General features: G+C 71.3%; 21 protein-coding genes. 15 read left to right on the forward strand and 6 right to left on the reverse strand.

The window, feature by feature from the left end:
- Nucleotides 1-98 precede the first annotated feature (98 nt).
- Together J3486_RS35955 and J3486_RS35960 are read left to right on the forward strand one after the other, a co-directional pair.
- On the forward strand, nt 99-767 hold the full coding sequence (locus tag J3486_RS35955) for a DUF4097 family beta strand repeat-containing protein (RefSeq protein ID WP_207827996.1): 669 nt from the start codon (nt 99-101) through the stop codon (nt 765-767).
- A gap of 37 nt (nt 768-804) precedes the next feature.
- Nucleotides 805-1,638, forward strand: coding sequence for a class I SAM-dependent methyltransferase (locus J3486_RS35960; RefSeq protein ID WP_229379134.1), 834 nt, complete (start codon nt 805-807; stop codon nt 1,636-1,638).
- Nucleotides 1,639-1,775: 137 nt separating this feature from the next.
- Here J3486_RS35960 and J3486_RS35965 read toward each other — a convergent pair whose 3' ends face one another.
- Entirely contained in the window at nt 1,776-2,738 is a 963-nt protein-coding gene (locus J3486_RS35965; protein WP_207827997.1) for an RNA polymerase sigma factor SigF, read from the reverse strand.
- A gap of 262 nt (nt 2,739-3,000) precedes the next feature.
- On the opposite strand from J3486_RS35965, the gene J3486_RS35970 reads away from it, so the two are divergent.
- The 6 genes from J3486_RS35970 to J3486_RS35995 all read left to right on the forward strand — a co-directional run bounded on the left by J3486_RS35970 (nt 3,001) and on the right by J3486_RS35995 (nt 8,513).
- On the forward strand, nt 3,001-3,372 hold the full coding sequence (locus J3486_RS35970) for an STAS domain-containing protein (RefSeq protein WP_207827998.1): 372 nt from the start codon (nt 3,001-3,003) through the stop codon (nt 3,370-3,372).
- Between the two features lie 258 nt (nt 3,373-3,630).
- Nucleotides 3,631-4,122: an ATP-binding protein gene (locus J3486_RS35975; protein WP_207827999.1), complete on the forward strand. Its 492-nt coding sequence runs from the start codon at nt 3,631-3,633 to the stop codon at nt 4,120-4,122.
- 147 nt (nt 4,123-4,269) lie between these two features.
- Entirely contained in the window at nt 4,270-4,977 is a 708-nt protein-coding gene (locus J3486_RS35980) for an LPXTG cell wall anchor domain-containing protein (RefSeq protein WP_207828000.1), read from the forward strand.
- 58 nt (nt 4,978-5,035) lie between these two features.
- Entirely contained in the window at nt 5,036-6,010 is a 975-nt protein-coding gene (locus J3486_RS35985; protein ID WP_207828001.1) for a hypothetical protein, read from the forward strand.
- Nucleotides 6,007-7,146 carry a hypothetical protein gene (locus J3486_RS35990; RefSeq protein ID WP_207828002.1) on the forward strand — a complete coding sequence of 380 codons (1,140 nt, stop codon included), beginning with the start codon at nt 6,007-6,009 and terminating at the stop codon, nt 7,144-7,146. Before J3486_RS35985 ends, J3486_RS35990 begins: the two co-directional genes overlap by 4 nt.
- The gene (locus J3486_RS35995) at nt 7,143-8,513 is read left to right on the forward strand and encodes a hypothetical protein (protein ID WP_307805085.1); all 1,371 of its coding nucleotides are present in this window, start codon (nt 7,143-7,145) and stop codon (nt 8,511-8,513) included. Before J3486_RS35990 ends, J3486_RS35995 begins: the two co-directional genes overlap by 4 nt.
- 66 nt (nt 8,514-8,579) lie before the next feature.
- Here the strand turns inward: J3486_RS35995 and J3486_RS36000 are convergent, their stop codons facing one another.
- On the reverse strand, nt 8,580-10,073 hold the full coding sequence (locus J3486_RS36000) for a peptide MFS transporter (RefSeq protein ID WP_207828003.1): 1,494 nt from the start codon (nt 10,071-10,073) through the stop codon (nt 8,580-8,582).
- 511 nt (nt 10,074-10,584) lie between these two features.
- Here J3486_RS36000 and J3486_RS36005 point away from each other — a divergent pair.
- Together J3486_RS36005 and J3486_RS36010 are read left to right on the forward strand one after the other, a co-directional pair.
- Nucleotides 10,585-11,262 carry a response regulator transcription factor gene (locus J3486_RS36005; RefSeq protein ID WP_018529729.1) on the forward strand — a complete coding sequence of 226 codons (678 nt, stop codon included), beginning with the start codon at nt 10,585-10,587 and terminating at the stop codon, nt 11,260-11,262.
- 31 nt (nt 11,263-11,293) lie between these two features.
- Nucleotides 11,294-12,562, forward strand: a complete 1,269-nt coding sequence (locus J3486_RS36010) for an ATP-binding protein (RefSeq protein WP_207828004.1) — start codon at nt 11,294-11,296, stop codon at nt 12,560-12,562.
- 23 nt (nt 12,563-12,585) lie between these two features.
- On the opposite strand, the gene J3486_RS36015 is transcribed toward J3486_RS36010, so the two are convergent.
- Entirely contained in the window at nt 12,586-13,059 is a 474-nt protein-coding gene (locus J3486_RS36015) for a GtrA family protein (protein WP_374194811.1), read from the reverse strand.
- A 258-nt stretch (nt 13,060-13,317) separates the two neighbouring features.
- On the opposite strand from J3486_RS36015, the gene J3486_RS36020 reads away from it, so the two are divergent.
- The 4 genes from J3486_RS36020 to J3486_RS36035 all read left to right on the forward strand — a co-directional run bounded on the left by J3486_RS36020 (nt 13,318) and on the right by J3486_RS36035 (nt 17,936).
- Nucleotides 13,318-14,469, forward strand: coding sequence for a 5-(carboxyamino)imidazole ribonucleotide synthase (locus J3486_RS36020; RefSeq protein WP_207828006.1), 1,152 nt, complete (start codon nt 13,318-13,320; stop codon nt 14,467-14,469).
- A complete protein-coding gene (purE, locus tag J3486_RS36025) occupies nt 14,466-15,002 on the forward strand; it encodes a 5-(carboxyamino)imidazole ribonucleotide mutase (protein ID WP_207828007.1) in 537 nt (178 codons plus the stop codon). The genes J3486_RS36020 and purE overlap by 4 nt, the downstream gene beginning before the upstream one ends.
- Before the next feature lie 5 nt (nt 15,003-15,007).
- Nucleotides 15,008-16,195 carry a dipeptidase gene (locus J3486_RS36030; RefSeq protein ID WP_207828008.1) on the forward strand — a complete coding sequence of 396 codons (1,188 nt, stop codon included), beginning with the start codon at nt 15,008-15,010 and terminating at the stop codon, nt 16,193-16,195.
- A 685-nt stretch (nt 16,196-16,880) separates the two neighbouring features.
- The gene (locus J3486_RS36035; protein ID WP_207828009.1) at nt 16,881-17,936 is read left to right on the forward strand and encodes a dipeptidase; all 1,056 of its coding nucleotides are present in this window, start codon (nt 16,881-16,883) and stop codon (nt 17,934-17,936) included.
- Between the two features lie 27 nt (nt 17,937-17,963).
- Here J3486_RS36035 and J3486_RS36040 read toward each other — a convergent pair whose 3' ends face one another.
- On the reverse strand, nt 17,964-18,332 hold the full coding sequence (locus tag J3486_RS36040) for a VOC family protein (RefSeq protein ID WP_207828010.1): 369 nt from the start codon (nt 18,330-18,332) through the stop codon (nt 17,964-17,966).
- Between the two features lie 32 nt (nt 18,333-18,364).
- Nucleotides 18,365-19,690 carry a UDP-glucose/GDP-mannose dehydrogenase family protein gene (locus tag J3486_RS36045; RefSeq protein WP_207828011.1) on the reverse strand — a complete coding sequence of 442 codons (1,326 nt, stop codon included), beginning with the start codon at nt 19,688-19,690 and terminating at the stop codon, nt 18,365-18,367.
- Between the two features lie 175 nt (nt 19,691-19,865).
- Between J3486_RS36045 and J3486_RS36050 the strand changes: the two genes are divergently transcribed.
- A complete protein-coding gene (locus J3486_RS36050; RefSeq protein WP_207828012.1) occupies nt 19,866-21,023 on the forward strand; it encodes an acyl-CoA dehydrogenase family protein in 1,158 nt (385 codons plus the stop codon).
- Nucleotides 21,024-21,119: 96 nt separating this feature from the next.
- On the opposite strand, the gene J3486_RS36055 is transcribed toward J3486_RS36050, so the two are convergent.
- Nucleotides 21,120-21,341, reverse strand: a complete 222-nt coding sequence (locus J3486_RS36055; RefSeq protein ID WP_207828013.1) for a hypothetical protein — start codon at nt 21,339-21,341, stop codon at nt 21,120-21,122.
- Nucleotides 21,342-21,527: the final 186 nt, after the last annotated feature.

The following is a 21,527-nucleotide window of genomic DNA, read 5'->3' on the forward strand; positions in this document are numbered from 1 at the left end:
TGCGTTGAAGGATTCTTGAACGCAACGTAGCGTTTCTCTTATCGGAAACGGCGAGCCGCATCGGCGAGCCGCAGTCGTCGATCAGGAGAGACACCGTCATGCAGAGCTTCAGCACCCCCGCCGCCCTCACCGCCGTCGTCGCCACCCCCGCCGCCCGCGTCCACGTCGTCGCCGCGGACCGCGCCGACACCACCGTCGACATCCGCCCCGCCGACCCCGCCAAGGGCCGTGACGTGAAGGCCGCCGAGCGGACCACGGCCGCGTACGCCGACGGCGTGCTGCGGATCGCGGCCCCGGAGGCGAAGAGCCAGGCCTTCGGTTCGTCCGGCTCGGTCGAGGTGACCGTGCAGCTGCCCGCCGGCTCCCACCTGGAGTTCACCGCCTCGCTCGCCGAACTGCGCGCCGAGGGACGGCTCGGGAACGTCGTCGTCGACGGCGCGCAGGGCCCCGTCGAACTGGCCGAGGCGGCGAGCGCCCGCATCGCGCTCCAGGACGGCGCCATCACCGTCGGCCGTCTCGCGGGCGACGGTGAACTCAGCACCCAGCGAGGCGACCTGACCGTCACCGAGGCGGCACGGGGCACCCTCACCCTCAGCACCCAGCTGGGCGACATCACCGTCGGCGCCGCCGCCGGAACGTCCGCCTCGCTGGACGCGGGCACCGGCCGCGGCCGGGTCAGCAACGCCCTGAAGAACACCGGCGGCACCCCGGACCTGGCCGTCCGCGCCACCACCGGCCAGGGTGACATCGCCGCCCGCAGCCTCTGACGGCGGCGGACCCGCGCCGGCCTCGTAGGCTCGCCCCATGGCGACCGCGGCGACAACCCAGCAGGAGTTCCCCTTCGACGCCCACGAACGACGTATGTGGGCCGGGCGCGCAGCCGCCTACCGCCGCAGTGCGGAGCGGCTGTGCGCCCACCCGGTGCCCGCCCTGCTCGACGCCGCCCGCGTCACCCGCGGCACCCGGCACCTGGACGTCGGGTGCGGCACCGGAAGCGTCGTCGAGGCGGCCCGTACGCGCGGCGCGCACCTCACCGCCGTCGATGCCGAGCCGGACATGGTGACGGCCACCCGGGCCCGCGTCCCCGAGGCCCGCGCCGAACGCGCCGCACTGCCTGAACTGCCCTTCCCCGACGATGAGTTCGACGCCGTCACCGCGAACTTCGTGCTCAACCACGTCGCGGACCCCGTCGCCGCGCTCACCGAACTGCGCCGCGTCCTGCGTCCCGGCGGCCGTGTCGCCGTCACGCTCTGGCGCCACCCCAACGCCGCGGGGCAGACCCTGCTCGGCCGCGCCCTGGAGGCGTCCGGAGCGTCACGCCCCGCCGGCCTGCCCCGCCCCGAGATCGACTTCGCGCGCACCGGCGAAGGAGTGGCCGGGCTGCTGCGCTCCGCCGGCCTGGACGACGTACACGGCGAGGAGCTCACCTGGGAGCACCGCGCCGACGCCGACACGTGGTGGGCCGGGTTCACCGACGAGGGCATCGGCACCGTCGGCAGCATCATCGGTGCCCTGACGGACGACGAGCGGGCCGCCGCCCGCACCCACTACGACCGGCTGGCCGGTGAGATGACCGCCGCCGACGGGCGGTTGGCGCTCCCGCACATCGCCGTCCTGGCGCACGGCACGCGCGCCTAGGGCCGGACAGACCCCAGGGCCGGACAGGCCCCAGGGCCGAAGCACTCCGGCACCGCACGCGAACGGGCCCGTCTCCCGGGGATCAGGGAGGCGGGCCCGCTCGCGCGTGGAACCGTATAAGGGACCGTCGGGTGGGCTCACTCCTCCACCGTCAGGCCCTTGCGCAGCCGCACCAGCGTGCGCGACAGCAGCCGCGACACGTGCATCTGCGAGATTCCCAGCTCGTCACCGATCTCCGACTGCGTCATGTTCGCCACGAAGCGCAAGGACAGGATCTTGCGGTCGCGCGACGGCAGTTCGGCGATCAGCGGCTTGAGGGACTCGATGTACTCGATGCCCTCAAGGCCGTGGTCCTCGTAACCGATGCGGTCGGCGAGGGCGCCCTCGGAGTCGTCCTCCTCGGGCTGGGCGTCCAGGGAGGACGCGGTGTAGGCGTTGGACGCCGCCATGCCCTCCACGACCTCGTCGTTCGAGATGCCCAGGCGTTCGGCGAGCTCGCCCACCGTGGGGGCACGATCGAGCTGCTGGGCGAGTTCGTCGCCCGCCTTGGCGAGGTCGAGACGGAGCTCCTGGAGCCGGCGCGGCACGCGCACGGACCAGGACGTGTCCCGGAAGAAGCGCTTGATCTCACCGACGATGGTCGGCATCGCGAAGGTCGGGAACTCGACGCCACGGCTCAGCTCGAAGCGGTCGATCGCCTTGATCAGGCCGATGGTGCCGACCTGGATGATGTCCTCCATCGGCTCGCTGCGGGAGCGGAACCGGGAGGCCGCGAACTTCACCAGCGCGAGATTGAGCTCGACCAGCGTGTTGCGGACGTACGCGTACTCGTGGGTGCCCTCTTCGAGGGACTCGAGACGTTCGAAGAGCGTCTTGGAGAGCGCTCGCGCGTCGAGCGGGGCGACCTCGTCGTAAGGCGGGATCTCCGGGAGGCCCTCAAGACCTTCCGGGAAGTCGGTGTGGCCGGATGCGTCGTGGGTACGCGCGCCGGAGGCGACGCCACCGCTGGTGTCGACGTCGATTCGGGGGTCCGGGGGGAGAGTCGACGTCGCCTGGTCAGTACGCGATTCGTCGAGCCGGGGTGACATGATGTCCTCCATCGTTCTCGGCATATGGCTGCCGATGCCCATACGTGCACTTACGGTGTGCGGCGCCTCCAAAGCCGGCCGTGGTCGGTTGCTGTCCTTACTAGGCCTACCCGCTTTACTCGCCGGGTCGCAAGTGCGCTTGATGGCGAAATGTCCAATTCCTAGGGGTTGTTCGGGTGCCGTGCCGCGTGGAGAAGGCGTAGTGTTCGAGGGCGTCAACCGCACGTCGTGAGCAGTTCGTAGCAGTGCAGAGCTTGAGCGGGAGAGGGGCGTCATGGACCGCGGGACAGTCGGCAGCGCACATAGGGGCCGGCTTCTGGTCGAGGTGCGACAAGAGGGGGCCAGCGCCGTGGTGACCCCGGCGGGTGAGTTGGATCACCACACCGCCGACCTGTTGCGAGAACCCCTGGATGAATGCCTCGAAAGCGGACTTTCCCGGCTCATTGTCGACTGCTCCCGGCTGGAGTTCTGTGACTCGACGGGGCTCAACGTGCTGCTGGGTGCCCGTCTCAAGGCCGAGGCCGCCGGTGGCGGCGTCCATCTGGCCGGGATGCAGCCGGTGGTGGCCCGGGTCTTCGAGATCACCGGCGCGGAGGCCGTTTTCACCGTCCATGAATCACTGGAAGCCGCGCTCGCCGCGGAGTGACCCGAAGGCCCCGAAACGGCGCGCGCCCGCGAGACGCAGAAGTTACGCTCCAGTTGTCTCTGCGTGATCGAGGCGTTACCACCGTCACAAGGCCTCCGCACAAGTCGGGGGTGTTCCCGCCGCCGGGCCGGGCAGGAGACCTCCGACCGGGGGCGAGCACATCCGACGAAGGCGACGACCCGACCCCTTGAACCCCGACCCTTTTGAATTCTGAAGATCCCTGAAGCTGAATTGGTGAATCGGTGAGGTGAAGTGCTGATGAGCACCACCCGGCCCTACTCGCCGGGCGACCGCGGCCCCGAGTCCGGTGACGAGCCGGCCGGTGAGGGACGCCAGGTCCGCAGGCTGAGCCTGGGCGACGCGAGCGGCATCGTGCCGCTGGCCCGCGACTTCACCCGGGACGCGCTGCACGCGTGGGGCTGGCTGCCCGCCTCGACCGCGGACCGCAGAGCCGCCGCGGAGGATGTCCTGCTCGTGGTCTCCGAGCTGGTCACCAACGCCTGCCTGCACGCCGAGGGCCCGGACGAGCTGGCCCTGTTCTACGGGGACTCCGCGTCCAACAAGGTGCTGCGCATCGAGGTCTCCGACCGCGGCGCGGGCCAGCCCGCCCCGCGCACCCCGCACCGCGCGGGCCGCCCCGGTGGTCACGGCATGTTCATCGTCCAGCGGCTCTGTCTCGACTGGGGGGTCGTGCGCACCCCGGGGGTCACCGGGAAGACCGTGTGGGCCGAGGTCGGCGCCCCCGCCTGAGTCGCGTTTCGTACGTATTTCCGAGCGCCCTGGATCGTCTTCGATCCGGGGCGCTCTTTGTCTTCCCTCGGCAAGGCCCCGGGCGTACCTTGAGCCACCCGCATCTGATGAACCGTCAGTAACCGTCGGTGTGAAGGGAATCTCGAGGTGTCGTACCGGACGTACCAGAAACGAACCGCCGCGTTCGCGCTCAGCGCGGCCCTGGCCGGCTCGGCGGTGCTGATGGCCGCCCCCACCGCCTCGGCCACGGTGCAGAACGTCAACTACCAGTGCGCGACGCCGATCGGGAAGAAGGGCGCCGTCTCCCCGATCGACATGAAGTCCGTCAAGAGCGGCAGCGGCTACAAGATCACGATGTCCTTCCAGAAGGGCGTCTCCTCCAGCCCGGTCGAACTCGGCAAGGGCGCGATGAAGCCCAGCGCGATCATCAAGGTGGGCGGCGCCGACTCCGGCCAGTTCACCGCGACCGGGCCCGCGAACGCGGCGGCGATCCCCGCCAACACCCCCATCAAGATCAGCGACCTGACCGGCACGTACACGCCGGAGAAGAGCGGCAACGTGACGTTCACGGCCGGCGTCCTGACCATCAAGGCGCTCGGCACGACGACGACGTGCACGCCCTCCAACAGCCCGAAGCCGTCCCTGCAGCTGGACGTCAAGGCGGCCGCCGGCGGCGCGGGCTCCTCCGGTTCCGGCTCGTCCGGCTCCTCCCAGTCGGCCCCGTCGGGCGGCGAACTCCCGCAGACGGGCCCGGAGGACTCGGCGGTCGCACTGGGCACGCTGGGGGGAACGGTCCTGCTGGTGGGGGCGGCAGGCAGCCTCTGGCTGACCCGCCGCAGGCGATCGGCGCCCTGAAGGGGCGCGGGGCAGTGTCGATATGCGGCTACCGCCGCGTGAGCGCGAGCAACCACGCATGACCCGCGCTCGCGAACGAAACCGAGGCCGCCACGGCGCCTGGGCGTTGCTCGGTGCCGCCCTCCTGGCATGGGGCGGCGCCGAGGTGCCCGGAACCGCGGCGGCAGCCACCCCCACCTGGACGCTCACCCCCTCCGCGGGCGGCGGCTCACGCCCCGCCGCGGACGACGGCCGTCCGTACATCTACGCGGAGGGCACCCCCGGCACCGTCCTGGAGGACAAGGTGGCCGTCACCAACCCGACGACGAGGCCGCTCACCGTCACCCTGCGCGGCGCCGACGCGGACAACCGCACCGACGGCGCCCTGGGCCTGCGCAGGAAGGCCCGCGACACCGGTGCCTGGATCCGCTTCGCCGAGCGGACGGTGAAGGTCCCGGCCCGCACCCGCGCCGAGGTCCCGTTCACGGTCACCGTCCCCACGGGAGCCACCCCGGGCGACCACCCGGGCGCGATCCTGGCGAGCGGCGGTGGCCGGGACGCCGGGGTCAGCATCCGGCTGCGGGTCAGCGGCCCCACCCTCTCCGCGCTCACCGTCGAGCACGTACGCGTCGAGCACGGCGACTCCATCGCGTACGACGTGGTGAACCGCGGCAACACCACGCTCACGCCCCGCCTCGCGGTGAAGGCCGACGGGGTCTTCGGCACCGTCCTCGACAAGCGCGCCCGCACGCTGCCCGTCGAGCTGCTTCCGGGCCGCCGCGTCACCCTCACCGAGCCGTGGCCGGGCGCCCCCGCGCTCGACTCGGTCGACGTGAAGGTGACGGTCACCGCGGGCGGCGGCGCGACCGGCTCGGCGACGGCCACGGCCCGGTTCGTGCCCTGGGGCGCGCTCGGCGGCGGCCTCGCCGTACTCGCGGGCGCGGGCTGCGCCGCCTCCTGGTACGTCCGCAGCCGAGGCGGCAGCAGACGGCCCCTGCGCATCCCACTCCTCAGCAACCGACGGAACCCGAGCACCCAAAGGGGAACGCCATGAACCGCCGCAGGGCCCGCGCACCGCGGCTGCTCACCGTCCTGGCCCTCGTCGCCGCGCTGGTCGCGGGAGCCGCTCCCTGGGCGGCGGCAGCCGACGGCAAACCGGCCGTCACGCTCTCCAGGTCCCAGGCGGGAACGGGCGGTTCGGTCACCGTGAAGGGCACGGGCTGGGGGTCGAAGGCGCTGCTGATGCTGCTGATCTGCGGGCAGTCGAGCCCCGACCGCGGCGTCATCGGCGGCACCAACTCCTGCGCCAACGCCGACGGGCTCGCCGTCACCACCACCGCCGCCGGCACGTTCAGCAAGAAGCTGCCGGTCGCCGAGCCGCCCGCGGCGTGCCCCTGCGTCGTGCACGTGGCCACCGCGACCGGGCAGAAGCAGCAGGCGGACGCCGCGTTCCTGGTGGCGGGACACCCGGTGAAGGCGCTGCCGAAGGAGTCCGCGGGCGGCAGCCTGTCCATGGTCACCGACACCCGGCTCGAAGGATCGAGCGGCATCCTCACCTGGTTCGGGGCGCCGCCCTCGCGGAAGTTCACCTTCACCGTCGGCAACGTCGGCTCGAACGCCGTGAAGAACCCGGTCTTCCAGGTCGGCACGTCCCACGGGGTGTTCGCGCCCCAGTGGGAGGAGCAGCAGTGGCGCGGCACCGTCCAGCCGGGCCGCAAGGCGCGGATCACCCTCCCCGTGGAACTGTCGGCGGGCGCCCACGGCAGCTATCTGGTCTCGCTGAAGTACGACGGCAAGGTCCTCGCCGAACAGCCCTGGGGCGTGGGCCGCCCCTGGGGCGTCACGCTCTTCTGGATCCTGCTCTGCGTCGTCGTGCCCGCCGCCGTGTTCCGGATCGGCATGGCCGTCGTCGACCGGATCGGGCCGCGCGACCGGCACTTTGCGCAGGGCCGCCACCGCGGCGCCCAGCGCCTTGCCGAACTCACGGTGAAACTGCCCAGGTTGAGGATCCCGCAGCAGGATCCGGGGAAGCCGGCTCCGGCCGTCCCCGCCGCACCACCGAACGGGACCCCCACCACGACCACGACCACCCTGCCCTGGTTCACCCCGGACACCGCTCCGGGGGCACCGGCGGCCGGTCAGCTCTCCGCACCGCCCGACAACAGCCCGACGACGAAAGGAAACACGTGAGCACCCAACGGAGAGTCAGTGCGGCCGGCGCCGCCCTGGTGCTCGGCGGGGCGGGACTGCTGTTCCTCGCGTCCCCCGCGCAGGCCGCCGACGTCTCGTACAAGACCGAGTGCATCCCGCCCGCGATCTCCGGGCTCGACCCGGTCGAGGGCACCACGGAGGCCGAGATCACGGCCCCGGCCACCGCGAAGGTGGGCGACGAGGTCGAGGTGACCTGGAAGTTCGTCCAGGCCGCCTCCAAGAACCCGGACGTCCTCGACCTGGGCGAGAACACCGTGCAGCCCACCGGCACGCTCAAGGCGGCCGGGGCGCAGGTCGCCGACATCGCCATGTCCGGGCCGCGGGAGAACCCGGCGATCCCCAAGAACAGCCCCATGAAGCTGTCCACGATGAAGGGCAAGATCAAGCTGACCAAAGCCGGGGACCTGACGCTCACCCCGGACGCGTACACCATCAACGTCAGCAAGCCCGTCTCCACGGACACCAAGTGCTCGCCGAAGGAGACCGTGAAGCCCGGCGCGACCATCAAGGTCACCGACGGCGGCGGCTCGTCGGGCTCGGGCGGTACGACGAGCGGCGGCGGCACGACCACCGGCGGCGGGTCGTCGTCCAGCGGCGGCGGTACGTCCACCGGCGGCGGTTCCTCGACCGGCGGCAGCACGACGAGCACGGGCGGCTCCACCGCGGGGGGATCCACCGGCGGCGGCAGCGGCCAGACCGACTTCACGGGCAAGGAGGTCAGCACGCCCTACGCCTGCAAGACGCCCATCGGTGACAAGAGCGCGACGTCCCCGGTGCAGATCAACGCGAAGAAGGACGGCGGCAACTACGCCCTGACCGTCCAGTTCAAGAAGTCCGTCATGGACAGCCCCGCCGACATCCCGGCCGACTCGGTCAAGCCGTCGATGGAGGTGAAGCTGGGCGGCGCCGACAAGGGCACCGTCCACGTCGAGGGCCCGACCAACAAGGAGCCCATCAAGACCGGCGACCCGATGACCATCCCCGACCTGACCGGCACCTACAAGCCGGGCGCCGACGGCAAGTCGACGCTGTCCCCGGGCGTCCTCACGGTGAAGGCCCTGGGCACGACGACCACCTGCACCCCGACCAAGGCCGACGTCTCCCTCGAACTCGACACGTCGGCGGTCGAGGGCGGCGCCTCGGGCAGCACCGGCTCGGGCTCCTCGGGCTCCGGCTCGTCCGGCTCCGCCACGAGCGCGGGCGGCACCGGCGGCGGCCTCGCCGAGACGGGCGCCTCGAACGACGGCGCCCTGCGCGCGCTCGGCCTGGTGGCCGGCACGGTGATCCTGCTGGGCGGCGCCGTGTTCACGTTCCTGCCGAAGCGGCGGATGGGCAGGACGCGCTGAGCGACGGCGAAGGGGCCGCCGCACCCGACCGGGTGCGGCGGCCCCTTCGCGCAGGAGCGGGGAACGTCAGTTGACGGAACCCATGAGCGCCTTGACCTTCTTGCGGTACATCCAGATGCCGATACCGGCGACGACCGCGAGAGCCGCCTCGATGGCGACCGCGCCCGTCGTGTTCAGGTCGACACCGGCGGTCGAGAGCAGACCGGTGACCGAGTCGCCCGCGGTGACCGCGAGGAACCAGACACCCATCATCTGCGCGCTGTACTTCGCCGGGGCCATCTTGGTCGTGACCGAGAGGCCGACCGGGGAGAGGCACAGCTCACCGACGGTCTGGATGAAGTAGATCGCGACCAGCCACATCGGGGAGACCTTGCCGCCGTTCGCGGCGGTGTCGATCAGCGGGATGAGGAAGACGACGAAGGAGATACCGATCAGCGCCAGCGACGACGCGAACTTCACGGCCGTGCTCGGCTCCTTGCCGCGCTTGTTCAGCCAGATCCAGGCGGAGGCGACCACGGGGGCCAGCGCCATGATGAAGATCGGGTTCAGCGACTGGTACCAGGACGTCGGGAAGTCGAACCCGAGCAGGGAGTTCGTCGTCGAGCTCTCACCGAAGATCGAAAGCGTCGAGCCGTTCTGGTCGTAGATCATCCAGAAGATGGCGGCGACGACGAAGAACCAGACGTAGCCGGAGAGCTTGGACTGCTCCTCGCCCGTCAGCTCCTTGTCGGTCTTCATGCGGTACAGCACCGCGATCGGGATGATCAGACCGATCAGGGTCAGCGGAACCAGGACCCAGTTCAGCGTGTAGTGGCCGGTGGCCACGACGATCACGTAGAAGACCGCGGCGACGGCCGCCCAGATCAGGCTCGTGCGCAGCGCCTTGGCCTTCTCCTGCGCGGTGGCGGGCTTGGTGACGATGTTGCTCTGCGAGCTCAGGTGACGGGTGCCGAGGAGGAACTGGGCCAGACCCAGGGCCATGCCGACCGCGGCGAGCGCGAAGCCGAAGTGCCAGTTGACGTTCTCACCCACGGTGCCGATCGTCAGCGGCGCCAGGAAGGCACCCAGGTTGATGCCGATGTAGAAGACCGTGAAGCCACTGTCGCGGCGCGGATCCTCGGGGCCCTGGTACAGGTGGCCGACCATCGTGGAGATGTTGGCCTTGAGCAGACCCGAACCGATCGCCACGAGGCCGAGGCCCGCGAAGAAGGAGCCCGAGTTCGGCAGGGCCAGCGTGATGTGGCCGAGGATCACGATCGAGGCGCCGATGGCGACCGTCTTGCGCGGGCCCCAGAAGCGGTCCGCGAACCAGCCGCCGGGCATGGCGAGCAGGTAGACCATGGACATGTAGACCGAGTAGATCGCCGTCGCCGTGGCCGCGTTCATGTGCAGGCCGCTCGGCGCGATCAGGTAGAGCGGGAGCAGGGCCTTCATGCCGTAGAAGCTGAAGCGCTCCCACATCTCGGTCATGAACAAAGTGGCCAGTCCGCGGGGGTGGCCGAAGAAGGTCTTCTCGGAACCGGGGGTACCGGTCGAGTCCTTCGTCAGGCTGGACGCCATGGTCGATCCTCGTGGGGGTCAGGACGCGCGGCGCAGAGTGGCTGCGCGCCCGGTGGGGGGCGGCCGGCACCGAGTTCCGCCGACCTCTCCACGCCCGGGGAGGGGTACACGGCAGGACTTCGGGATCCACACCCCGTCGCACGCTTCCTTACGTGTTCGGGGGCCCGGCCACAGGTCATTCCGTTCAAGGCTGGAGGAAACCAGCTCACACATGAAAGGGACCTTCGGGCGCAGTGCGCTCCAAAAGTCCCCCAGTAGTGCATCAGGCGTTCGGTCACCATACGACACGACAGTGCGGCATATGGAAGGACTTGAGAGATGGATCACAGGTCGTGACGGAACCGACCTGGGGATTCCAAGGTGTTTCTCAGGATCTCACCTCAGAGACAGAGGACGCGACAGCGGAAGTCATCGTTCCACTTCTTCGTGGCCCCGATACCGGGGCGGAGTACGACCGGTACCGGCGGGGATCACCCCACGGGCCCCGTCCGGCGCGGACTACCATCACTCCATGACCCGTGTACTGCTCGCCGAGGACGACGCGTCCATCTCGGAGCCGCTGGCCCGCGCCCTGCGCCGGGAGGGTTACGAGGTCGAAGTGCGCGAGGACGGCCCCACCGCCCTCGACGCCGGACTGCAGGGAAGCATCGATCTCGTCGTACTCGACCTGGGCCTGCCCGGGATGGACGGCCTGGAGGTGGCCCGGCGGCTGCGCGCCGAGGGGCACACGGTGCCGATCCTGATCCTCACCGCCCGCGCCGACGAGGTGGACACGGTCGTCGGCCTGGACGCCGGCGCCGACGACTACGTCACCAAGCCGTTCCGGCTGGCCGAACTGCTGGCCCGGGTCCGGGCGCTGCTCCGGCGCGGCGCCGCCGAGCCCAAGGAGGCCCCGGCCACCCACGGCGTACGGATCGACGTCGAGTCGCACCGCGCCTGGATGGGCGACGAGGAGCTCCAGCTCACGGCCAAGGAGTTCGACCTGCTGCGGGTGCTCGTGCGTGACGCGGGCCGGGTCGTGACCCGGGACCAGCTGATGCGCGAGGTCTGGGACACCACGTGGTGGTCGTCGACCAAGACGCTCGACATGCACATCTCCTGGCTCAGGAAGAAGCTCGGCGACGACGCGGCCAACCCGCGGTACATCGCCACGGTGCGCGGGGTCGGCTTCCGGTTCGAGAAGAGCTGAGCCCGTCCGCCGGTCCTGGAGACTGTGACGTATGCGCCGCCGACTGATCAATTCCACGCTCGCCGTCGTCCTGGTCGTGATCGCCGTGTTCGGGATCTCCCTCGTCATCGTGGAGACCCGGACCATCACGAACAGCGCCCAGGAACGCGTGCAGTCGGAGGCCGTCCGGCTCGCCTCCATCGTCGACAGCCGGCTGATCGGCGACGAGCGGGTCACCGGCGACATCCTCAAGGACCAGGTCGCCGGTGAGCGCTACGCCGAGATCCGGATGCCGGGCCGCGACCCCATCGAGATCGGCACCAAACCCGTCGGCCAGGTCATCAGCTACACCGCCGACGGGGAACAGGGCGAGAAGGTCACCGTCCAGGAGCCCCGCTCCGAGGTGACCGCGGAGGTCGGCCGCACCCTGCTGCTGATCGCCGGGGTGGCGCTGCTCGCGATCGTCGCCGCCGTGCTGCTCGCCGTCCGCCAGGCCAACCGCCTCGCCTCACCGCTCACCGATCTGGCCTCCACGGCGGAGCGCCTGGGCTCCGGTGACCCGCGCCCGCGCCACAAGCGGTACGGGGTGCCCGAGCTGGACCGCGTCGCCGACGTCCTGGACGGCTCGGCCGAGCGCATCGCCCGCATGCTGACCGCCGAGCGGCGGCTGGCCGCCGACGCGTCGCACCAGCTGCGCACCCCCCTCACGGCGCTCTCCATGCGCCTGGAGGAGATCACGATGACCGAGGACCTCGACGAGGTGAAGGAGGAGGCGACGATCGCGCTCGCGCAGGTCGAGCGGCTCACCGACGTCGTCGAGCGGCTGCTGACCAACGCCCGCGACCCGCGCACCGGCTCCGCCGTCAGCTTCGACCTGGACGAGGTGATCAAGCAGCAGCTGGAGGAGTGGCGGCCCGCCTACCGCAGCGCCGGGCGCGCCATCGTCTCCTCCGGCAAGCGGCACCTCACGGCGGTCGGCACCCCGGGCGCGGTCGCCCAGGTGCTCGCCGCGCTGATCGAGAACTCGCTGATGCACGGCGGCGGCACCGTCGCCCTGCGCACCCGCGTCACCGGCAACCAGGCGGTCATCGAGGTCACGGACGAGGGCGCGGGCGTCCCCCCGGAGCTCGGCTCACGGATCTTCGAGCGGACCATCAGCGGCCGGAACTCGACGGGCATCGGCCTCGCGGTCGCCCGCGATCTCGCCGAGGCCGACGGAGGACGGCTGGAAATGCTCCAGGCGAGCCCGCCCGTCTTCGGCCTGTTCCTGTCCCGCACGCCGATGAAGAAGCAGACCGACGAGGCCGAGACGATCAGGTAGCCCGGCGGCCGCCGGGCGGCCGGCTACTTGACCCGGTGGGCGGCGGGGGCGGGGGCGACAGGCCCCTCAAGGAACGATTCCGCGCTGGCCACGGCCTCCCGCGCGGGCAGGGCCCGAAAGACCCAGGTCCGGTACGACCAGAAGCGGAACAGGGTCGCGAGCCCCATGCCGAGGAACTTGAAGATGTTGCTCTGCAGCGAGCTGTCCCAGCCGAAGCCGTACGTCGCCGCGTACAGCACACCGTTCTCGATGACCAGGCCGACCACGCTGAACAGCAGGAACAGGGTCAGTTCCTTGGCCCGGCCGCTCTTGTCGCGGTCGCGGTACGTGAAGTAGCGGAACCCCACGTAGTTGAAGGCGATGGCGACGACCGTCGCGATCACGCTGGCCCGCACCACCTGCAGGTCGGTGCTGTGCCGCATCAGATTGAAGACCGCGAAGTTCACGAAGACGCCCAGGGCGCCGACGACGCCGAACTTGGCGATCTCCCGGGCCATGGCGGCGAACCGCAGCCGCAGCCCGCCGGGCCTCTTGGCCTCGGGCTCTGTCCGTCGCCCGGAAGTCACGCTCATATCGTCGCCTCAACCCCCGTCGTCCCCGTCTGTCCGGTCACGCCGGTCCGCGAGGACCGACCCAGCCATGCTAACCACGCCCCCTTCCGGGCGCCTGCGGACGACGGCGATGGTCTTACCTCGTTCTTTCCTACAGAACGAGGGGCGTACGGGAACCGGTCAATTGGCCGATACCCTGGAGATGTGACGTTCCCGGTAGTCGGCATGGTCGGCGGTGGCCAGCTCGCTCGTATGACACACGAGGCAGGCATCCCGCTCGGCATCAGATTCAAGCTCCTCAGTGACACTCCGCAGGATTCCGCGGCACAGGTCGTCGGCGACGTCGTCGTCGGCGACTACCGCGACCTGGACACGCTGCGCGCGTTCGCGCGCGGCTGCGACGTGATCACGTTCGACCACGAACACGTACCCACCGAGCACCTGCGGGCCCTGGAGGCGGACGGCATCCCCGTCCGGCCGGGGCCCGACGCGCTGCTGTACGCCCAGGACAAGGGCGAGATGCGCGCGAAGCTGGGCGCGCTCGGGGTGCCGTGCCCGCGCAACCGGATCGTGCGCGATCCGGCGGACGTGGTGGCCTTCGCCGAGGAGGGCTCCTCCGAGGGCGACGGCTTCCCCGTCATCCTCAAGACGGTGCGCGGCGGCTACGACGGCAAGGGCGTGTGGTTCGTGCGCTCCGCGGCCGACGCCGCGGAGCCGTTCAAGGCGGGCGTCCCGGTCCTCGCGGAGGAGAAGGTCGACTTCGTACGGGAGCTGGCGGCCAACGTCGTGCGCTCCCCGCACGGCCAGGCCGTCGCCTACCCGGTCGTCGAGTCCCGCCAGGTCGACGGCGTCTGCGACACGGTGATCGCGCCCGCCCCCGACCTCGACGAGTCCCTCGCGGGCGAGGCGCAGGAGCTGGCGCTGCGCATCGCCCAGGAGCTGGGCGTCGTGGGCCACCTCGCGGTCGAGCTCTTCGAGACCCCCGACGGGCGCATTCTGGTCAACGAGCTGGCGATGCGACCGCACAACTCCGGCCACTGGACGCAGGACGGGGCGATCACGTCCCAGTTCGCGAACCACGTGCGGGCCGTCCTCGACCTGCCGCTGGGCGACCCGCGCCCGCGCGCGCCCTGGACGGTCATGGTCAACGTCCTCGGCGGCGACTACCCGGACATGTACAGCGCGTATCTGCACTGCATGGCCCGCGATCCGCAGCTGAAGATCCACATGTACGGCAAGGACGTGAAGCCCGGCCGTAAGGTCGGCCACGTCAACACGTACGGCGACGACCTGGACGAGGTCCTGGAGCGCGCGTCGCACGCCGCCGGATATCTGAGAGGCACGATCACCGAATGAGCCCCGTTTCTGGCCCTGTCGTGGGCATCGTCATGGGATCCGACTCCGACTGGCCCGTCATGGAGGCCGCGGCCAAGGCCCTCGACGAGTTCGAGATCCCCTACGAGGTCGACGTCGTCTCCGCGCACCGGATGCCGCACGAGATGATCTCGTACGGCGAGCACGCCGCCGGGCGCGGCCTGAAGGCGATCATCGCCGGTGCGGGCGGCGCCGCCCACCTGCCCGGCATGCTCGCCTCCGTGACGCCGCTGCCGGTCATCGGGGTCCCGGTGCCGCTGAAGTACCTCGACGGCATGGACTCGCTGCTCTCGATCGTGCAGATGCCGGCCGGTGTCCCGGTCGCCACGGTCTCGGTCGGCGGCGCGCGCAACGCGGGGCTGCTCGCCGCGCGCATGCTCGCCGCGCACGACGAGGAACTCCTCGGCCGGATGCGGGAGTTCCAGCAGGAGCTGCGCGACCAGGCCACCGAGAAGGGCAAGCGGCTGCGCTCCAAGGTCGAGGGCGCGGGGTCCGGCTTCGGCTTCGGGAAGTGACGCGGATGGCCACGTCCCTCGAACAGGCCCGTGCGCTGCTCGCCGAGTTCCCCGTCGTCGACGGGCACAACGACCTGCCGTGGGCGCTGCGTGAGCAGGTCACGTACGACATCGACGCGCGCGACATCGCCGCGGACCAGAGCGCCCATCTCCACACGGACCTGCGGCGGTTGCGGGCCGGTGGCGTGGGCGCGCAGTTCTGGTCGGTGTACGTCCGTACGGATCTGACGGGCGACGCGGCGGTCAGCGCCACGCTCGAACAGATCGACTGCGTCGACCAGTTGATCGCGCGGTACGCCGGTGATCTGCGCGAGGCGCGGACCGCGGCCGAGATGGAGGCCGCGCGCCGCGAGGGCCGCATCGCCTCCCTCAAAGGCGCCGAGGGCGGCCACTCGATCAACAACTCCCTCGCCACGCTGCGGGCGTTGTACGCGCTCGGTGTGCGCTACATGACGCTCACCCACAACGACAACATCGCGTGGGCGGACTCGGCGACGGACGAGCCCGGCGTCGGCGGCCTGTCGGCCTTCGGCCGCGAGGTGGTCAGGGAGATGAACCGCGAGGGCATGCTCGTCGACCTCTCGCACGTGGCGGCGACGACGATGCGCGCGGCGCTCGACGTCACCGAGGCGCCGGTGATCTTCTCGCACTCCTCGTCGCGGGCGGTCTGCGACCACCCGCGCAACATCCCGGACGACGTCCTGGAGCGGCTGCCCGGCAACGGGGGAGTGGCCATGGCCACCTTCGTGCCGAAGTTCGTCCTCCAGGCGGCGGTCGACTGGACCGCGGCCGCGGACGACAACCTCCGCGCGCACGGCTTCCACCACCTGGACACGTCCCCGGAGGCGATGAAGCTGCACCGCGCCTTCGAGGAGGCGCACCCGCGTCCGGTCGCGACGGCCGCCACGGTGGCCGACCACCTCGACCACATGCGCGAGGTCGCGGGCGTCGACCACATCGGCATCGGCGGCGACTACGACGGCACGGCGTTCACGCCGGACGGCCTGGACGACGTCTCCGGCTACCCGAACCTGATCGCCGAGCTGCTCGACCGCGGCTGGTCGTCCGCCGACCTGTCGAAGCTGACCTGGCGCAACGCCGTACGGGTCCTCTCCGACGCGGAATCGGTCGCCCGGGACCTCCAGTCCCAGCGGGGCCCGTCCAACGCGACCCTCCACCAACTGGACGCCTGACCCCTCCGGGGGCCAGCCGATCCTTTCCGCCCCGCCCACCTCGGCCGCCTGGGGCTTTCCCGCCCCGGCCGGCTGCCGCGCCGCCTTGGGCAGTCTGCCGCCTGGGGCTTTCCCGCCCCGGCCGGCTGCCGCGCCGCCTTGGGCAATCTGCCGCCTGGGGCTTTCCCGCCCCGGGCGGCTGCCGCGTCGCCTTGGGCGGTCTGCTGCCTGGGGCTTTCCCGCCCCGGGCGGCTACCGCACCACCTTGGGCAATCTGCCGCCTGGGGCTTTCCCGCCTCGGCCGGCTGCCGCGCCGCCTTGGGCAGTCTGCTGCCTGGGGCTTTCCCGCCCCGGGCGGCTACCGCGTCGCCTTGGGCGGTCTGCTGCCTGGGGCTTTCCCGCCCCGGTCGGCTGCCGCGCCGCCTTGGGCAGTCTGCCGCCTGGGGCGGCAGGGTGGGCAAGGCGGCACCCCGGCGCGGGGTGAGCGCTCCAGGCGGCGTTCAGCTCGGTCCGGCCGCACCATCGCCGGGTGCGGCTCCGGTGGGGGCTGGTCGCGCCCCGCGGCGGAGCCGCTGATGGACACAGCCCCGCGCCCCTGACGGGGCACGGCCGGGGGTGCTACTCGTTTGGGTCAACCCGTCGGGTGGTGGGGCGCCCCGCGTGTCACGGTGATCCGAACGCCCACACCGACGTCCGGAGCCCTGCCATGGCAGACCTACAGGACGAAGTCACCGCCCCGGCAGAGGCGGGAGAGCTCGACCAGCCTGTCCCCATCACGGAGATCCCCCCACGCTCCGCGCCCCTCCCCACCCCGCACACCCTCCTCACCCACCACCCCGTCGCCGACGGCTACTGCGGCCTGCCGGACACCCTGCGCGCCCTGTCCTGGCACGACCTGGCACGGGGCGAGAGCGCCGTGGAGACCGACCTGCCCCGCCTGCGCGCAGGCGGCACCGGCGCCCTCCTCCTCGCCCTCGACACCCCCCACGACCGACCCCCCGTCACCACGGCCCTGGAACAGATCGACCTGATCAACAGCGTGGTGGCCCGCTACCCGGAGGGCCTGCGCCTGGCCCGCTCCGCGTCGGAGACCGCCGACGCCCGCAGCCACGGCCGCATCGCCGTCGTGATCGGCCCGGCCCCGGCCACCGTCATCGGCGACTCCCTGGGCACCCTGCGCGCCCTGCACACCCTCGGCCTGCGCGCCCTCACCCTCTCCGGCACCGCCTGGACGGAGTGCGAGCGCGGCCTGACCGGGTTCGGCGAAGAGGTCGTACGGGAGATGAACCGGCTCGGCATCATCGTCGACCTGACCGGCGCGAGCCGGGCGACCGCCACCCGGGCCCTCGCCATGTCGACGGCCCCGGTCCTGTTCACCCGCTCCGGCGCCCGCGCCCTCAACGGCCACCCGGACAACGTCCCCGACGACCTGCTCGCCGCCCTCGGCGAGAAGAGGGGCCTGTGCCTGGTGCCCTGCTCGGCCGCCCGCACGGGCCCGGCCCTGCGCGACGTCGCCGACCACCTCGACCACGTACGACGCGTGGCGGGCCCCGGCGCGGTCGGCCTGTCGGGGATGTACGACACCGGGGAGGCCCACCCCGACGGCCTGCCCGACGCGTCCGGCTACCCGGCGCTGATCGCCGAGCTCCTCGACCGCGGCTGGCCCGAACCGGATCTCGCCCTGCTCACCTGGGGCAACGTCCAACGGGTGCTGCGCTGCGCCGAGTTCACGGCACGGGCGGCGCGGGCGGCGACCGGCTAGCCGGACCGCCGCCCGGCCCGCGGTCCGTCAGTCGACGCAGAGACAGAAGGGGTGCCCGACCGGGTCCGCGTACACCCGCCACGAACGGTCCCGGTCCGCGTTGTCGAGGACCCTGGCGCCGAGCGCCAGGACCTCCTTCTCCGCGGTGTCCAGGTCGTCCACGGTCACGTCGAGGTGGAACTGCTGCGCGCCGTCGTCCGACGGCCACACGGGCGCCACGTACCCGGGCGACTCCTGGAAGGACAGCGGATGCCCGCCCGGCACGTCCAGGTCGACCCAGTCGGGCTCGGCCGGGTCGTGGGCGGGCGCGCCGCCCAGCAGCGCCGCGTAGAACGCGGCGAGGGCGTGCGGGTCGGGACAGTCCAGGACGACGGTGCGGAAGCGTGCGATGGCCATGGGTCCTCCTGCTCCTGTCGCGGAGGGACGCCTCAGGCCGCGGGGCGCCCCATCGCACGGTACGTCCAACCGGCCGCCCGCCACAGCGATGCGTCGAGCGCGTTGCGCCCGTCGAGGATCACCGGGCGCGCGGCGGCGGCGCCGAGCTCCGCCGGGTCCAGCTCCCGGAACTCCCGCCACTCGGTCAGGTGCAGCACGACATCGGCGCCGCGCACCGCGTCGAGGGCCGTCTCCGCGTACCCCAGCGTCGGGAAGAGCCGCCGGGCGTTGTCCATGCCCTTGGGGTCGTAGACCGTGACCTGGCCGCCCTGGAGGTGGATCTGCCCGGCCACGTTCAGCGCGGGCGAGTCCCGTACGTCGTCGGAGTCCGGCTTGAAGGTCGCGCCGAGCACGGCGACCCGCTTGCCGAGGAACGCCCCGCCCCCGAGGGCCTCACGGGCCATCTCGACCATCGCGCCGCGCCGCCGCATGTTGACGGAGTCGATCTCGCGCAGGAAGGTCAGCGCCTGGTCGGCGCCCAGCTCGCCGGCGCGCGCCATGAACGCCCGGATGTCCTTGGGAAGACAGCCGCCGCCGAAGCCGATGCCGGCCCGCAGGAACTTGTGCCCGATCCGCTCGTCGTAGCCGATCGCCTCGGCCAGCTTGGCGACGTCGCCGCCGGCCGCCTCGCAGACCTCCGCCATCGCGTTGATGAAGGAGATCTTGGTGGCGAGGAAGGAGTTCGCCGCGGTCTTCACCAGTTCGGCGGTCGGGAAGTCGGTGACCACGAACGGCGTACCCTCCGCCAGCGGCGTCGCGTACACGTCGCGCAGCAGCTTCTCGGCCCGCTCGCTGGTCACGCCGACCACGATCCGGTCCGGGTGCAGGGTGTCGTTCACGGCGAAGCCCTCGCGCAGGAACTCCGGGTTCCAGGCCAGCTCCGCGCCCTCCGGCAGCAGCTCGGCGAGCCGCGCCGCCGAGCCGACCGGCACCGTCGACTTGCCGACGACCAGGGCGCCCGCCTGAAGGTGCGGCGCCAGCGAGGCGAAGGCGGCGTCCACGTAGCTCATGTCGCAGGCGTACTCGCCGTGCTTCTGCGGCGTGTTCACGCACACGAAGTGCACATCGCCGAAGGCGCCGGCCTCGGCGAAGTCCAGGGTGAAGCGCAGCCGCCCGCTGGACCCCTCGATCCCGGCGACGTGCTTGCGCAGCAGCTCCTCGAGACCGGGCTCGTACATCGGGACCTCGCCCCGCGTGAGCATCTCGATCTTCTCGGGAACGACGTCAAGGCCGAGCACCTCGAAGCCGAGCTCGGCCATGGCCGCGGCGTGCGTCGCGCCGAGGTAGCCGGTGCCGATCACGGTGATCTTGGGGGCCATGCGGTGCTCCAGAGGTCTGGGGGCTGATCTGCGCTGCCCGAGCATAGTCGGGCGTGGCAGAGCTGCTCACGGGGCACATTCCCGCTGTCGTATAGCTCACGTATCCCTGGCGTGGGCAGACACCTAAAATTCGGGTTACTTAACGGTAATTAGCGTTGCTTGGAGCGTGAGAACCTTGGCCGGATCGGCTGATTTCGACCTCTACCGCCCGTCCGAGGAGCACGACATGCTCCGGGAGACCGTCCGCGCGCTGGCCGACGCGAAGATCGCCCCGCACGCGGCCGCGGTCGACGAGGAGGCCCGCTTCCCGCAGGAGGCGCTCGACGCCCTCGTGGCGTCGGAGCTCGCGGCCATCCACGTACCGGAGGAGTACGGCGGCGCCGGTGCCGACGCGCTCGCCACGGTCATCGTGATCGAGGAGGTGGCGCGCGCCTGCGTCTCGTCCTCCCTGATCCCGGCCGTGAACAAGCTGGGCTCCCTCCCGGTGATCCTCTCCGGCTCGGAGGAGCTGAAGAAGAAGTACCTGGGCCCGCTCGCCAAGGGCGACGCGATGTTCTCGTACTGCCTGAGCGAGCCGGACGCCGGTTCGGACGCCGCGGGCATGAAGACCCGCGCGGTCCGCGACGGCGACGACTGGGTGCTCAACGGCGTGAAGCGCTGGATCACCAACGCCGGCGTCTCCGAGTACTACACGGTGATGGCCGTGACCGACCCGGAGAAGCGCTCGAAGGGCATCTCCGCCTTCGTCGTCGAGAAGTCCGACCCGGGCGTCTCCTTCGGCGCCCCGGAGAAGAAGCTCGGCATCAAGGGCTCGCCGACCCGCGAGGTCTACCTCGACAACGTCCGCATCCCCGCCGACCGCATGATCGGCGCCGAGGGCACCGGCTTCGCCACCGCGATGAAGACCCTCGACCACACCCGCATCACCATCGCCGCGCAGGCGCTCGGTGTCGCACAGGGCGCCCTCGACTACGCCAAGGGCTACGTCCAGGAGCGCAAGCAGTTCGGCAAGGCCATCGCCGACTTCCAGGGCATCCAGTTCATGCTCGCGGACATGTCGATGAAGATCTCCGCCGCCCGCGCCCTGACCTACCAGGCCGCGGCCGCCTCCGAGCGTGGCGACGCCGACCTGACGTACCTGGGCGCGGCCGCCAAGTGCTTCGCCTCGGACACGGCGATGGAGGTCACCACGGACGCCGTCCAGCTGCTCGGTGGCTACGGCTACACCCGTGACTACCCGGTCGAGCGCATGATGCGCGACGCGAAGATCACTCAGATCTACGAAGGAACGAATCAGGTGCAGCGGATCGTCATGGCCCGCAACCTGCCGTAGCGGGTTCCCGGGAGCGGGCACCCGCACCGGCCCGACCGGCCCGACCGGCACCGACAGCAGCCCCCGGCAGTGCGCCGGGGGCTGCTGCCGTTTCCGCTACAGCTTGGTCATCTTGGTGTAGGGGCTCAGGACCCGCATCTGCGTCGCGCCGAAATCCACGAGTGCCGCCGTCCCTTCCTCGACGCCGACCACCCGGCCCAGCCCGTACATGTCGTGGGATACCTGGTCGCCCGTGGCGAAGTGCTTGAGGGCGGGCGCGACCGGTGCTTTGAAGGGGCTGGTGGGCAGGTGGCGCTTGGGTGTCTCGGACTTCTTCATGGCTCAGTATCACCTCTGGCGCCCGTCGCCCGCTGTGGTCCTTCACTCATTGCCGCACAACGCCCACCGCACAGGGCGGGCGGTCCGGGACGAACCGGACCCTCCTGTCCCGGGAACCGATCAGCACACATCACTGTCCTTGTCCGTGGGCATCAAGAGCCCTGGGACAGCAGAGTCGGGCGCAAC

The organism is Streptomyces sp. VRA16 Mangrove soil (assembly GCF_017377775.1).
GTDB lineage: Bacteria > Actinomycetota > Actinomycetes > Streptomycetales > Streptomycetaceae > Streptomyces.